Here is a 14,236-nt window from a genome sequence, read left to right as displayed (position 1 = left end):
CCCACCGAGTCCCCGGGGGGATCCGCCTTCCGGAGCGGGGGACGCACCTTCCGAGAGCACGATTGCGTCGTTCATGATCGGGTTCACACGCGTTCTGGACGGGAACTACCTGGGTCCACCCCCATAGGGAGGTTTCCATCATGGCAAGGCTCACCATTGGTCAGAAGGCCGAACGCGTCCTCAAGCTCCTCATCGCCCTCCGCAACCCGCGGATCGCCGCCCCCCTCGCCCGGCACGGCTTCACGAACGTCGACCTCGACGAGGGATGGTCGCTTCTCAAAAACGTGACGCGCACAAAACTCGATTTCGTCGAGGCGCCGCCCACCACGGACCCCGACGCCCTGCGCGCCCTCGACGCCTGGGAGAATCAATGGTTCGTCATCGCGGATGCCACCTTGACGCGGCACGCGCCGGAGATTCACGCGCAGGTCTTCCGCAACCTCTCCCAGACCGACGGCATGGCCGTCATCGTCTCCGTCGGCACCTTCGTCGAACGACTCGACACCATCGACAACCCCGAATGGAACGGCGGATTCGGCCAGGCCGGGAAAGATGCCCGAGCCCTGCTCGCCCAGCGCGGGCTCACGGAGATGGTGGTCGACGAGGCCAAGGCGCTGCTCGGAAAACTCCGCAACGTCGACGGGCCGTTGCCCGATCTGGAAAAGATCGCCGCCGAGGACGAGACCTTCGAGAAGGCCGAGGCGGCGCTCTGGGCCTGGTACCTCGAATGGAGCGCCATCGCCCGGAGGGCCATCACCCAGCGCGGCCTGCTGCGGCAGCTCGGGTTCCTGCGCACGACGCCCGGCGGAAAAGACGTCGAGGTGACGGACGACGAGGTCCCGGAAGACGCGCCCGCCGCACGCACCCCGCCGGTTCGAGCGGACGCCACCACGATTCCGGCGTAACCCGCGCCTCCCCCCACCGAATCTGGCTGGCGCACCACACCGTTGGACCGGTAAAACCCCGGTCCGTCCACGGGCAATCCCTGCCCTCGGACCCTCGCTTGCACGAACGTGGCGCGTACACAGCTCCCCCTCGTCGGCCTCCTCGAAGAGGCCATCCTCCCCGGCGAAGAACGCACGTTCGCCGTGCCCGCCATCGACACGGTCGCCCTCGTCGCGCTGTCGCGCGTCGCCCGCGACGGAAAACTCCCCGCGGAGATCCTCGCCGTCACGATCACCTCGTCGGTCGAGCTGCCCTCGCTGGTCACCGGCAGGTGGGGCACGACGTGTCGGATCGTCTCCGTCGACGCAGCTTCCCTCACGCTCGCCGGCCTCCGAAGAGGTCGGCTCGTGGCGGCGCGCGGCAAGGAGCCCCCGTACACGGCCGACGTGGACACGCCCGACGAGGACGAGCCCACGCCGGACACGAAGGCGCTGCTCTCCGCCGCCCACCTGCTCTTCGCCGCCCTCGACGAAGGCGCGGTGCCCGAGCCCCTGGACTTCCACGCCCCCCTGCGCACCGCGCTCGCCGCCGCCACGCGCGCGGTCTCCGGCAAGAGCGAGCTCGCCGAGCTCACGCAACACCCGCTCGAAGAAGGGATCCGCCGCGTCGCGCTGCTCCTCGCGTCCCGCGCCGAGGGTCGACACGCCGCCTCCGAGCTCGAAGCGATGCTGCGCCAGGCGATGGCCAAACCCGAGGTGCCGAAGGCCCTCCGGCAGAAGCTCTGGTCGCAGATCGTGGAGCTCCAGAAGCGGCTCGACCTGCACGATCCCGCGATCGCCGAGGAAGGCGACGACCTCGCCCGGCTCCAGCGCAAGCTGTCGCAAGCAGGGATGCCCAAGCTCGCGCGTGAGACGGCCAAGCGCGAGCTGCGCCTCTTGCGGGGCATGCAGTCGAACCACCACGACTACTCCACGTACACGAACCACCTCGACTTCATGGCGCGCCTGCCCTGGCAGCCAGACCCGGAGCGCCCGATCGATCTCGCCGCCGTGCGCGCCGCGCTCGATCGTGGTCACCACGGCCTGGAGAAGCCGAAGCGGCGCGTCGCCGAGTACCTCGCCGTGCGCAAGCTCGGCGGCGAGAACGCTTCGATGATCCTCTGCCTCGCCGGCCCGCCCGGCGTCGGCAAGACGACCATCGCCCGCGCGATGGCCGAGGCCCTCGGGCGCCCGTTCGCACGCGTCGCGCTCGGCGGCGTGCACGACGAGAGCGAGATCCGCGGCCACCGTCTGAGCTACGTCGCCGCGTCGGCAGGCCGGATCCTGCGCGCCATCGCGGAGGCAGGCAGCGCGAGCGCGCTCGTCTTGCTCGACGAGATCGACAAGATCGGCGAAGGGCGCGCCCGCAGCCCCATGGCCGCGCTGCTCGAGGTGCTGGACCCGGAGCAAAACCCCCACTTCCAGGACAACTTCCTCGGCGTGCCGTACGACCTGTCGCACGTGCTCTTCGTGGCCACGGCGAACGACACGTCCCAGATCCACCCGACGCTGCTCGACCGGCTGGAGCTCTGCGAGATCGAGGGATACACGGCCGTCGAGAAGACCATGATCCTGCGGACGCACCTGCTCGATCGGCTGCGCGCCGAGATCGGGTTGCCGAAGACGCCCGCGATCGAGGACGACGCCGTGATGGCGCTCATCGACGGCTACACACGCGAGGCCGGCGTCCGGCAGCTCCGTCACACGCTCGCGACGGTGCTCCGCGCCCGCGCCCTCGCGCTCGTCACGCGCCGAGAGCAAGGCGAAGCCGACGCCGCCGGCGAGGAGCAAGCCCCGCCGATCACCCAGGCCGAGGTCGAGGCCGTGCTCGGTCCGCCGCGCTTCACGAAGGCGAAGGCGCTCGGCGCGCTTCCCATCGGCGTCACGACCGGCCTCTCCGTCGGACCCGGCGGCGGCTCGGTGCTGTTCGTGGAGGCCGCGACCATGGCGGGGCGCGGCGAGCTCGTGTCGACGGGCAACCTCGGCGACGTGCTGAAGGAGTCCGTCCGCGCGGCGTTCTCGCACGTGCGCGCCGAGACGAGCCGCTACGGCGTCGAGCCGGGCAGGCTCGCGGCGACCGATGTGCACGTGCACGTGCCCGAGGCGAGCCTCGCGAAGGACGGTCCGAGCGCCGGGACGGCCATCTTCGCCGCGCTGGTCTCGGCCCTCTCGGGCAGGCCGGCGCCCGCCGATACCGCGCTCACCGGGGAGCTCTCCCTGAGCGGCCGCGTGCTCGCCGTCGGCGGCATCCGCGCGAAGCTCATCGCCGCCGAGCGCGCGGGTCTCGCGCGCGTGGTGATCCCCGAGGCGAACCGAGCCGATGTCCCCGAGGACATCCATCTCGACGTGACCTTCGTGCGCACGATCGACGAGGTATACCGCGCGCTCTTCCCGTCGTAGGACAGCGCGCCGAGGGAAAGGACGCGCTCATGCCCAAACAGTATCCGCTGCTCGCGACGGCCGAGGAGATCCGCACGATCGCGCGCCGCGCCATCACGCTGATGGAGGTCCTGCACGAGGGGCACGACGACGACACCGCGTGGAACGATCCGGACGCGCAGCGGCTCGACAACCTCGTCTTCCGCGGCGCGAAGGAGGCCATGCGGTTCTGCGCGACCGCGGCAGGCCTGCTCGGAGACGCGTCGCTGCTCCAGCTCGTCGCGACGCTGCTGGAGGAACAAGGCGGGTGGGACGATCACGCCGACAAGGACACGGACGTCGTGGCCGAAGGGCTCGGGGAGCTGCTCCGGCGAGGCGCGCCGGTGAACGACAGCGTGGCGGCGTTCGCCGCGAGCCCGAACGACGACATCCGCGCCGTGATCGCCGCGGGCCTGCGCCCGACGAACGAGCGCGCCATCAAGCTCCTCGAGACGCTGGCCAAGGACCCCATCGCCGACGTGCGCAAGCCCGCGCAGGAGGCGCTGGCCTCGCGTGGCGAGCTGCACTGGTGGGCAGGCAAGTGGCAACGTGATCCCCTCGCGCACCTGCCCGCGGCGGACGCCGAGGCCCTCCGCGAGCCGATCGAGCGCATCTCGGCGATGCTCGACGAGTCCCGCTGGGCCTTGATGAAGCAGGACCGCGAGTTCACCGAGCTCGTCGCGAAGCTGCCGGACCCGATCGCCGTCGACGTGCTGGAGACGACGCTCGCGTCGGGCGGCAACCACGACACGAGGATGCCCCTGACGGGGGCGCACCTCTTGTCACGCGAAGGCGGCATCGAGGCGTTCCTCCGGGTGCTTTCGGGCTGGGCCAAGGCCCGCGCGTTCCACCTGACGCCCGATCACAAAGCGATGGTCGCGACGCTGCCGCACGATCGGGCCGTGGTGGTGGGCCTCGCGCTCGCGAAGTACGCGCTGTCCGCGCCAGCCTCGGTGCGCGACGAGGTGTCCACGGCTTACTTCCTGGCCGCCGAGCTCGTGGAGGAGGTGATGCCTCCGGGCGCGGACCTCGCGCCGATCGTCGAGCTGGTCCTCGAAGCGCCCGAGACGGCGAGCCGGATGGACTTCATCATGAACAAGATCGCGAACGTGCTCGGCGCGAAGAACGCGAGGCCCGGAGCGCTCTCGGAGCGCCTGCTCGCGGCGCGCCTCGCCGGGTATCCAGGCGCCTGGTCGCGGATGGCCGGGAACATCGACAAGCTCCTGCAAAAGGCGCCGTTCGAGCAGCTCCGCCCCGCCGTGGAGCAGGCCTTGCGGAGCGACGACGACAAGCTCACGCGCTGGGCGTTGCGGTGCATCCTGACGGACGCGCACGCCGCGGAGACGGACGGGAGCCGGCTCGAGCTCGCGGCTCGCCTCTGCGAGGACACGCGTCTGCGGGGCCTGCTCGTCGCCGACTCCTCGTTGACCAAGATGGCCATCACGCCGCTACGCGCCGCGCTCCGGCGTGGAGAGCTCGCGTGCATGGAGGCGCTCAACGTGGTCTCGGCGATCTCCGAGCTCTGGGGCGGCGTCGCGCCCATGTTCTTCTCCAGAGCCTTGACGAGCGCAGGCAAGGAGGAAGCACGCCAGAAGGCACGCGCCGAACATGCGCCGTTCCTCGGGCCGGAGGAGCTCTCGGGCCCCGTCACCGAGGACGAGTGGACCGCGCTGCGCCGCGCCCGGGAAGCGAACACCTCGCACGAGTACGGGGACTGGATGCGCATCCTCAGCGTGCTGCCCGAGGGGCCCTGGCACCCGGAGGATCACGCGCTGCTCGATCGCGCACTCGCGGCCTTCGAGGAGCACCCGGAGCTCGCGATGCCGATCTCGATGTGCCTCACCGCGAAGGCGACGGTCGACGATCTGCCCATCTTCGATCGGCTGATCGAGCGCGCCCCCGACCACCGCGCGCTCGTGCGCTCGAACCTGTACTCGACCCGCGAGAGGCTCGGCTTGCCCAAGAAGCCCGCCGACGACACGGCGAAGGCCGAGGCGACGTCCGGCGGGGACTGGATGGACGAAGACGACGATGCGTGATCCCGGATCGCGTGGTACACCCTTCCCCTCGATGCCCGCCCTGCTCCTCGGAATCCTCGGCGCCCTGCTCTTCGCGCTCATCGCAGGGAACCGCATGAGGCCGCACCCCACCAGCATGAGCCCGCACCCCCGCACGGAGCGCCGCGCGCTGCAAAGGAGCGTCGAGCGCGCGAACGCCGTCGCGAAAGCTCTCGGGTTCGTCGCGGAGCAGGACGCCGAGATTCCCACCACGTTCCGGCTGCATGCGCCCGAAGCGAGCGACGGCGTCACCTTGCGGATGGGCTCGCCCGCAGTTTTCGCGGGCTCGTTCAAAGAGGACAAGCTCGTCGACTGGATGAAGCTCGAAGCCAAAGGCCCGCCCGGTTTCCCCGCAGGGGTGAAGGTGCGGCCGCCCGTGCAGACCTCCCTCGAACGGCGCGAGGGCCTCCCCGGCGAGTCGCCGACGCTGGTCACGCCGGGCGGCGTCAAGCTCGTGATCGAGAACGAAGCGGGCGCGGCGATCGATATCGCGGCCCTCACCGGATGGATCGATTCGTTCCCCAAAGGAACGTGGCTCGTCACGATGAACGCCGAAGCGCTGGAGTTGCGCGCCGACACGCCCGCGGCGGAGGACGCGATCACCTGCGCGCGGATGCTGCTCGAAGAAGCGCGCAAGCCCCGCGTTTAAGCCACCGACGGGATCGCCGGCTCGCTGGGCGCGCGCAGGATGATCCGGCGCACGGCCTCCGGGTCCGTGATGCGGCGGAGCACGGGCTGGAGGCCCTCGGTGTCACGTTCGCCAAACGCGCCGCTCGACGCAAAGGCGCGCGCGCGCGGGCCGTCGAGCACCAGGAAAAGATCGTTGAGCCCGCCAGCCGCCGGGCTGTCGATGACGTCGACGATGCGCGTGCGCTCGAGGTGCAGCTCCTCGTCGCCGCGCTGGATGAGGACACGCCGGTTCGTCACCCAGTAACGCGTGCGCGTTTCGAGCCGCGCAGGCCGGACGATCGAGGCATACACGACGAGCACGCCCGCCGAGACGAGCAGGAGGATCGTGAGCGCGAGCGAGGTGACGAGCGCGAAGAAGGAGAGCGACTCGGGCGAGAGGCCACCACGCACGACGGTACGCGCCGCGTGCACGGCGTGGGTCGACGAGACGATCGCCGCGGCGAAGAGGCCGACGCCGAGCAGGAGGCCAAGCGCCGCGCGTCCGCTCGACGGGAGCCATTTGCGAAAGCCGTCGGGCGGATGGCCCGACCAGAGGACACGCTCGCCATCGTCGAGGCGCTGCGCGAGGAGGCGCTGGCCGTCGCCCGCCGGGGTGGAAGGCGTGACGCCACGGACGATGGCCCAGACGCGGTCGGGCGCGACGAGGCCGTGGAAGACGATCGCGAGGCGGCGGCGCAAGGCGCCCGTGGGCACGGCGCGCACGAGCTCGAGGTCGCCGATGCCAGGACGCTGCGGGTCCCAATGAATGCGGGCGAAGCTGATCGCGGATCGATCCATCATGCGGCGGAGCCGGCCGCGATGGAGGATGACGTGGCGCTCGGTCACGACGAACTCGAGCTCGCTGCGCCACCACTTGGGGCCGAGCGCGAAGGCGACGGCGAGGATGGCCGTCCACGCAGCGAACGCGAGGAGCGTGCCGGGGCTCGATCCGAGCGCGGTGGCGACGACGACGGCCGAGGCGGTGGTGATCGCCGAGACGACGCCCGCGATCGCGGCCGCGATCTGGTAGAGCACCGGGCACGTGACGACCTTGGGGCGCCCCGACCAGACTACCGACTCCTCGAAGAGCGAATCCCGCTTCAACGAACGCCCTCCGCCGTGGTGACAGTGGAGCGTGGAGCGTCCTTGGGTCACCGTAAAGAGGTCTGTGCGATGTCAGCGCCTTCGCGCGGCCTGAAGGACGCGCTCCCGCTCTTTCTTGCAAGCTTCGAGGCGCACGCGGCCGAGCGGGATCCAGCGATCGTCGTCGGGCGCACGTTCGAGGTACGCCTCCCAGGCCTCGATGGCCCGCGTGTACGCCTCGGCACGCACCGCGCCGAGGTCCGTGCTGCGCGCCGCGCTCCACGCGCCGAGCGCCTCGTACCAGGCCTCGTCGTGCGGCGGTGAGAAGAACCAGCTCGGCTCGTGGATCTTGCGATCGTCGCGGTCGTAGGCGCGGGCGAGCGCGATCGAGGCGAGCGCGCCGTCGAGGTCGCCGTCGCGATCGGTGGCGACGGCGAGGCCCCAGAGGGCGGTGACGCCGTACTGGAACATCTCGATCGGCAAGAGCGAGCGGAGCGCCTCGCGGTAGCCCTGAATCGCGTCATCGAGGCGGCCCATGCCCATGTACGACTCGGCGCGGTTGGCGAAGAGGACGGCGCGGTGATGGCCGAGTGGCTCGTGCGCGAGCGCCTGGCCGTACGCGTGGACCTCTTGATCGCGCTTGCCGAGGACGGCGTACGCAATCGCGAGCTCGTTCCACGCGGAGGTCGTGATCGCTTGCGGCGCGCTGCCGTGCGCGACGGTGAGGAGCACGCGGATCGCCTCCTCGATGCGGCCCGGGTTCAGCGGCTTGCGGTCCTGACCGAGCCGGCGCAGCACGTGGCCCATGCGCAAACGCACGCGCGGATCGGGGCTCTCCGCGCCGCCGGCTTGTTCGAGGCGCTTGAGCGCTTCGAGCAGGTAGACGTCCCGCATGCGCAGGAGGTCGACGGCGGGGGTCGCGTCGAAGATGGACTCGCTCTGCGCGAGGTCGTGCTTGAGGAGGAACTGATCGGCCTCTTCGAGGAGCGTGGCACGCGACGCGGCGACAGGATCACGCGCCTTGAGCCACACGGAAGGCTCGGCGAGCGCCTCGCCCGCGAGGGGCACGGAGAGGAGCGCGGCCGCGACGAAAGCGGCAACAAAAAACCTTCGTTTCACGGGCCTCCCTTCGCGCCGGCGGGACGCGGCGCCTTCTTCGCGGCTTCGAGCCGCGCCCGCGCGGAGGCCGCCCACGGGGTCTTTCCGCCAGGGCCGGCGAGGTACGTCTCCCAGAGTTTCACGGCGGCCGCGCCCTCGGCCGCGAGCGCTTCGAGGCAAGACTTGTCCTCGGTCGCCGCGAGGTAACTCGGGCCGCCCGCGCGCAGGCGAACGCCCGAGGCGCGCGCATCGGCGAGCGCCGCGTCGGCCTGCACGCGATCGCCGTTGCGATCGAGGACGAGCACGAGCGAGAGGAGCACGTCCCCGGAGAGCGCGCTCGGCGGGCGTTGCCGCGCTTCACGCAGGTACGCCGCGGCCTCGTCGAGCGGCGCGCGCTTCGGCTCGGCGACCGGCGCTTCGGCAGGCGCGGCGCCGCTCGCCGCGCGCGAGGCCGCGACGGCCATGGAGACGTGCGCGGCTTCGAGCAGCACGGCGACGCGGCGATCGGGCGAGCCGAGCAGGTCGATGCGCGGCACGAGCGCGCGGTAGACGGCGAGCGCGTCCTCGAGTTTGCCCGTGCGGCGAAGGACCTCGGCGAGGTCGTGCATCGTGGGCGGGTCCTCGACGCTGCGCGGATCCTTTCCGCGCGCGGCCTCGAACTCGCGCGCGGCGTCGTCGATCTTGCCGAGCGCGAGGGCCGAGCGAGCGAGGAGCACACGCGGTGCGGCGTACCCGGGCAGCACCTTTTCGGCGTTCTCGGCGGCGCTCTTCGCGGCGGCTGGGTCCGAGCCGAGCAGTGCCTTGGCGCGCGCGACGAGGTCGCAATACCGGCCGAGCTCCGGGGCGCGCGCGAGCTCCCAGACCGTGGGACGTCGGGACAATCCACGCCGGACGGTCGAAGCGCACTCCTGCGGACGCCCCGACGCGGCCGCGGCGGCGACGAGGCTCGCGCCTTGTCCGCTCGATGGAGGCGTCGGAGACGCGAGGACGATCGAGGCGAGGAAGACGCTCGGGATCACGGGCGCAGTATACCGACCCGCCGCGTGGCGCGCATCACGCGGTCCGCGCGAGGGCGAGCACGGACGGAGAGAGCGCACGCATTCGTCGCGTCTTGGCCGTATCTTTCGGGCTTCGCCTCCGGCAGTCTGTAGAAGCAGAAAGAACGACCTCGAAGGGTTCGATGTGATGGAGGGCGACCGCTGGCTCGAGCGAGGGGCACGGGTCGGGGACTACACCATCGAGGATCTCCTCGGCGAAGGTGGGTTCGGAGCCGTGTTCCGCGCGCGAAGCGACGCCGGGGTCCTCGCCGCGCTGAAGGTCTTCAAGACGACGGCGGCCGAGCTCACGGCCGAGCGGCTCATCAGCCAGCAGAACGAGATCGAGGCGCTGCTCAAGCTCGATCATCCCTCGCTGATCCAGCTCTACGGCTACGGGTTCGTCGAGGGCGTGGGGTTTTACCTCGCGATGGAGATCGCGGCCGGCGAGACGCTCGACACCTACCTCGAGCGCGTCGGTGCGCTCGATACGCTCGATGCGGTGCGGCTCATGCGCAAGGTGGCCGAGGCGCTCGCGCACTGCCACGCGCGCGGCGTGCTGCACCTCGACCTCAAGCCGAGCAACATCGTGATCGTCGATCCGCACGAGCCACGGGTCAAAGTGCTCGATTTCGGGCTCGCCACGCTCACGTCGAGCTGGCAGCCGGACGATACACGCGTGACCGCGGGGACCGTGGGCTACATGGCGCCGGAGTGCCTGCGCAGCGGACGCGCGCGGCCCGATCCACGCATGGATCTCTACGCGCTCGGGACGATCCTCTACGAGCTCGTCTCGGGGAAATTGCCGTTCGAAGGCCGCGGGCAGCGGACGATCATGATGAACCGGACCGTCGGCGAGATGGTGCCGCTGCGCGACGTGGCCCCGAGCGTGCCGCCCGCGATCGCGGCGCTGATCGACGAGCTGCTCGCGCAGGATCCATCGCAGCGGCCGGGGAGCGCGGCGCAGCTCTGCGCGCGGCTGAAGGAGGTCTACTACGACACGCTGCGCGGCGAGGAGCCGGACGGAGAGCGCGGGCCGCAGACTCCGCGGGTGCCGCAGAGCGGGCGGATGACGTCGCTACCGCCGCGGCACAACACCGAGGAGGCGCCGTTCGTGGGGCGCGAGAGCGAGCTGTCGCTGCTCGCCTCGCGCGTGCTCGGCACGACGTCCCGCACGGCGTCGCCCGTGGTGATCGTGGGGGACGCGGGGATCGGCAAGAGCCGGCTCGTCTCGGAGCTCTTGAACGTCGTCGAGCAGGACGGCGCGGCGGTAGTGATCTACGCGCGCTGCCGCGAGCTCAGCGCGCTCGTGCCGTACTCGCCGCTGCGCGAGGCGCTGAGCCGCGTCGCCACGGCCACGCGGCGCAAGAGCATGACGGGCGCGCTCGTGCAGGCCGCGATCGACGCGGCGAACGAAGAGGACGCGGAGCTGCTCACGGCGCTCGTCCCCGAGCTCGGCCGCGGCCTCGGCGACGCCGACGCGCGGCGAACGTTGCTCCGGCCGTCATCGGCCAGGCGGGTGGCCGAGCTCGTGCGCAGGCTCGTCACGCGCATCGCGGCCGACCTGCCCGTACTCGTCGCCATCGAGGACATGCACTGGGGCGACGAGGCGACGCTCGCCGTGCTGGAGCTCCTCTCGGGGACGCTCGGCCTCGCGAAGGTGTTTTTGCTGGGCACGACGCGACCCCCGCTGCGCGTGGCCTGGCGCGGCGCGGCGCTCATGGATCTCGGTCCGCTCGATCGCGAGGAGAACGGGCGGCTGCTCGCCGAGCTCGCGCGCGGCGGAGACGAGTCGATCCTGCGCGAGCTCGAACGGCACGTGCCGCTGCTCGCCGCGGGAAACCCGCTCTTCGGGATCCAGGTGATCCGGAACCTCGAAGTCGAGGGGTTCGTCAGTCGAACCACGTTCGGCACGTTGTCCCTCGGCTCGCGCAACCTCGCCGATTACCGCGCCCCGGCCACGATCACCGAAGCGCTCCGCCGCGGCGTCGACAGCCTCTCGCCCGAGGCGCGCGAAGTGCTCGGCGTGGCCGCGCTCCTCGGCCGTCACTTCCTGCGCTCGGACCTGCGCGCGCTCGGGCTCTTCTCGATCGAGCGCATCGATCGCGCCCTCGAGGAGGCCGAAAACCGTTGCCTCCTGGTCGACGAGCGGACGTCCACCACGTTCGTGCACGACGTCGTGCTCGAACAGCTCGAACGACGCGCGGTGCGCGCCGATCTACGCGAGCACCACCTGCGCATCGCCCGCCAGCTCGAACGACGCGGCGCCGATCCCGACACGCTCGCGCGCCACCTCGAGCGTGCCGGCGAGAAGCAGAAGGCGGCGGACGCATACCTCACGGCGGTCCTCGCGAGCCCCGGAAACGATCCCGGCGCCGGCCAGAAGCTCCACCGCGCGATCGAGCTCGTCGCCACGCTCCCCGCCTCCCCGGAGCAGCGTCGCATCCAGCTCGTCGCCACCGCCGAGCTCGTGCGCATGCGCTGGTTGCTCGGTGGCACGGAGGAGCTGCACAAGCTCGTCGAGCGATGCACCGCAGACACGCCCGCGGCCTCGGCCATGCTCGGCGCCGCGCGCGCCCGCGTGCACGAGGTGCGCGGCGAGCTCACGGAGGCGCGCCGCCACGCCGAGCAATCGATCGCCACGGCGGGAAAGGATCCCTCCCTCGAACGGCACAGGACCGCCGCGACGAACGTCCTTGGCCGCGTCGATCTCGCCCGCGGCTTCGTCGAGGAGGCCGCGCGCTCCCTCGCCGCGGGCTCTTCGCTCGCCGAGCGCGAAGGTGACCTCGTCGAGCTCTGCCACGCGCGGAGCCTCTACGGCGTGGCCCTCGGCTCGACCGGCGATCTCGACGGCGCCGAGCGCGAGATCCAGGCCGCCGCCCACCTCGCCGAGCAGCTCGCCGATCCTGCACGTCTGCTCGGCGCGTGGCATGCGTGCGCGCTCCTCGCGGAGGCGCGGTACGACTGGGATCTCGGCGTGAGCTCGACAGCGCAGCTCCTCGCGTACGCCGAGGAGCACAAGCTCGGCGGCCACTACCTCTACCTGGGCACGCTCTACGCGGGCCGTCACCAGTTCCACGTCGGCCACCTGCACCGCGCCCGCATGCTCGTCACGAACGCGCTGAACCTCGCGCGCATCGTGGGCACGAACCTCGGCCGCGCCCTCGGGCAGGCGTTTCTCGGCGACGTGCACCTCGTCGAGGGCCACCTCGCCGACGCGCTCCTCTCGTACGAGCGCGCCATCGAGCAGGGCACGGGCCCGAACGGCGACGAGCGGGCCGCCTGCCTCGGTCTCCTCGGCCGCATGCACGTCACCGCGCTCCGGCGCGGCGATCCGCGGGAGGTTCGTCGGCTCGGCGAAGAGGCCACGTCGCGCCTCATCGTCGCGGGCCAGCGCGCGCTCCTGCTCGGCGCGCTCGAGCGATTCGCGGAGTCACTCGCCGAGGTGCGGCTCGGCGAGGACGCGGCGAACGTGCGGGCCCGGCACGAGGCGCTCGCGCAATCGCTCGGCACGGCGAACGGCGGCTTCTGGCCGCGAATCCCCGACCTCGACGCGCGCGCGGCCGGCATGCGCCCGCGCGATTACTGGCGGAGCAAACAAGCGCGCAGCCGCGCCTCGGGCGAATGGAGTTTGCCGGCGCAGCAGGTCTCGCCGTCGCGGCTCTTGACGACGCGCGGAGGGCAAAACCCGACGTCCGTGTCGTCGACGGCGCAGGTGATGCCGAGTCGAACCGTGCGCGCGCCGCAATCGGTTGGATTGCAAAGCACGGTGCCGCGCACGGGGCTGCTCGAAGCGCTCGCGACGGTGGAAGGGTTCGTCCCCGCTCTTTTGGAGGAGGAAGCGGGGATGTGACCACCTTGCGCTGCGGTTGCCGCGCCTTTGCTTTCCGTGTACGCAGGACGGATGATCAAAGCCCAAGGCTACGCCGCGCAAAATGCACAGTCTGGCCTCGCGCCGTTCGCGTTCGATCGGCGTGATCCCGGCGACCACGACGTCGTCATCCAGATCCTTTACTGCGGGGTCTGCCATTCCGACATTCATCAGGTCCGAGGCGAGTGGGGCAATTCGACCTTTCCCATGGTGCCGGGCCACGAGATCGTCGGCCGCGTGACCCGGAAGGGCAAGGGCGTCACCAAGTTCCGCGAGGGCGATCTGGTCGGCGTCGGCTGCTTCGTCGATTCGTGCCGCGAATGTGGGAGCTGCAAGGAAGGGACCGAGCAGTTCTGCACGGGCGGGATGGTCCTCACGTACAACGGCGTCGAGCGCGACGGCAAAACGCCGACGTTCGGCGGGTACTCCGACGTCATCGTGACGGACGAGAACTACGTGCTGCGCGTGCCGGAAGGCATCGATCCCGCGGCCGCGGCGCCCCTGCTCTGCGCCGGCATCACGACGTATTCGCCGCTGCGCCACTGGAAGGTGAGCCCGGGGCAGCGCGTCGGCGTCGTCGGCCTCGGCGGACTCGGGCACATGGGCGTGAAGTTCGCCGCGTCGTTCGGCGCCGAGGTCACGGTGATCAGCACGTCGGCGCGCAAAGAGGCCGACGCGCGCCGGCTCGGCGCGAGCCAATTCCTGGTGAGCAGCGATCCGAGCGCGATGGCCAAGGCGATGGGGTCGTTCGACTTCATCCTCGACACCGTCTCAGCGATGCACGACGTCAATGCGCTGCTCGGCCTCCTCCGCCGCGACGGCACGATCGTGCTCGTGGGCGCGCCGGAGAAGCCGCTCCCCATCGCGGCGTTTGGCCTCGTCATGGGACGCAAGACGCTCGCGGGCTCGCTCATCGGCGGCATCGCCGAGACGCAGGAGATGCTCGATTATTGCGGCGAGAAGGGGATCACCTCCGACGTCGAGGTGATCCCGATGCAGCAGATCAACGAGGCGTACGACCGGACCGTCAAAGGCGACGTTCGTTATCGCTTCGTGATCGACATGAAGAGCGTGTCCGTTTGA

Annotated in this window: 9 protein-coding genes; 6 read left to right on the top strand and 3 right to left on the bottom strand. The window is 71.0% G+C overall.

All coding sequences use genetic code 11. The annotated features are described in order from the left end of the window. The first annotated feature begins 140 nt into the window (after window positions 1–140). The 4 genes from KEG38_RS01480 (at window position 141) to KEG38_RS01465 (ending at window position 6,047) form a co-directional block, all read left to right on the top strand. Window positions 141–905: a hypothetical protein gene (locus KEG38_RS01480; RefSeq protein WP_272417150.1), complete on the top strand. Its 765-nt coding sequence runs from the start codon at window positions 141–143 to the stop codon at window positions 903–905. Between the two features lie 108 nt (window positions 906–1,013). Then, a complete protein-coding gene (locus KEG38_RS55370; protein ID WP_272417149.1) occupies window positions 1,014–3,323 on the top strand; it encodes a S16 family serine protease in 2,310 nt (769 codons plus the stop codon). A gap of 29 nt (window positions 3,324–3,352) precedes the next feature. After that, window positions 3,353–5,380, top strand: coding sequence for a hypothetical protein (locus tag KEG38_RS01470; protein WP_272417148.1), 2,028 nt, complete (start codon window positions 3,353–3,355; stop codon window positions 5,378–5,380). Between the two features lie 31 nt (window positions 5,381–5,411). Beyond that, the gene (locus tag KEG38_RS01465; RefSeq protein ID WP_272417147.1) at window positions 5,412–6,047 is read left to right on the top strand and encodes a hypothetical protein; all 636 of its coding nucleotides are present in this window, start codon (window positions 5,412–5,414) and stop codon (window positions 6,045–6,047) included. Here the strand turns inward: KEG38_RS01465 and KEG38_RS01460 are convergent. The 3 genes from KEG38_RS01460 to KEG38_RS01450 form a co-directional block, all read right to left on the bottom strand. Next, window positions 6,044–7,171, bottom strand: a complete 1,128-nt coding sequence (locus KEG38_RS01460) for a hypothetical protein (RefSeq protein WP_272417146.1) — start codon at window positions 7,169–7,171, stop codon at window positions 6,044–6,046. The genes KEG38_RS01465 and KEG38_RS01460 overlap by 4 nt on opposite strands. Before the next feature lie 72 nt (window positions 7,172–7,243). Next, window positions 7,244–8,269, bottom strand: a complete 1,026-nt coding sequence (locus KEG38_RS01455; protein WP_272417145.1) for a tetratricopeptide repeat protein — start codon at window positions 8,267–8,269, stop codon at window positions 7,244–7,246. Next, a complete protein-coding gene (locus KEG38_RS01450) occupies window positions 8,266–9,267 on the bottom strand; it encodes a tetratricopeptide repeat protein (protein WP_272417144.1) in 1,002 nt (333 codons plus the stop codon). Before KEG38_RS01450 ends, KEG38_RS01455 begins: the two co-directional genes overlap by 4 nt. A 166-nt stretch (window positions 9,268–9,433) precedes the next feature. Here KEG38_RS01450 and KEG38_RS01445 point away from each other — a divergent pair, with 166 nt between their 5' ends. After that, window positions 9,434–13,135, top strand: coding sequence for a serine/threonine-protein kinase (locus KEG38_RS01445; RefSeq protein ID WP_272417718.1), 3,702 nt, complete (start codon window positions 9,434–9,436; stop codon window positions 13,133–13,135). Between the two features lie 51 nt (window positions 13,136–13,186). Then, complete coding sequence (locus KEG38_RS01440) at window positions 13,187–14,236, top strand: NAD(P)-dependent alcohol dehydrogenase (RefSeq protein ID WP_272417143.1); 1,050 nt, start codon at window positions 13,187–13,189, stop codon at window positions 14,234–14,236.

The sequence above is a fragment of the Polyangium jinanense genome, assembly GCF_028435265.1.
Taxonomy (GTDB): Bacteria; Myxococcota_A; Polyangia; order Polyangiales; family Polyangiaceae; genus Polyangium; species Polyangium jinanense.
The sequence above is the reverse complement of the archived record's forward strand: the minus strand, read 5'-3'. Positions and strand labels throughout refer to the sequence as shown.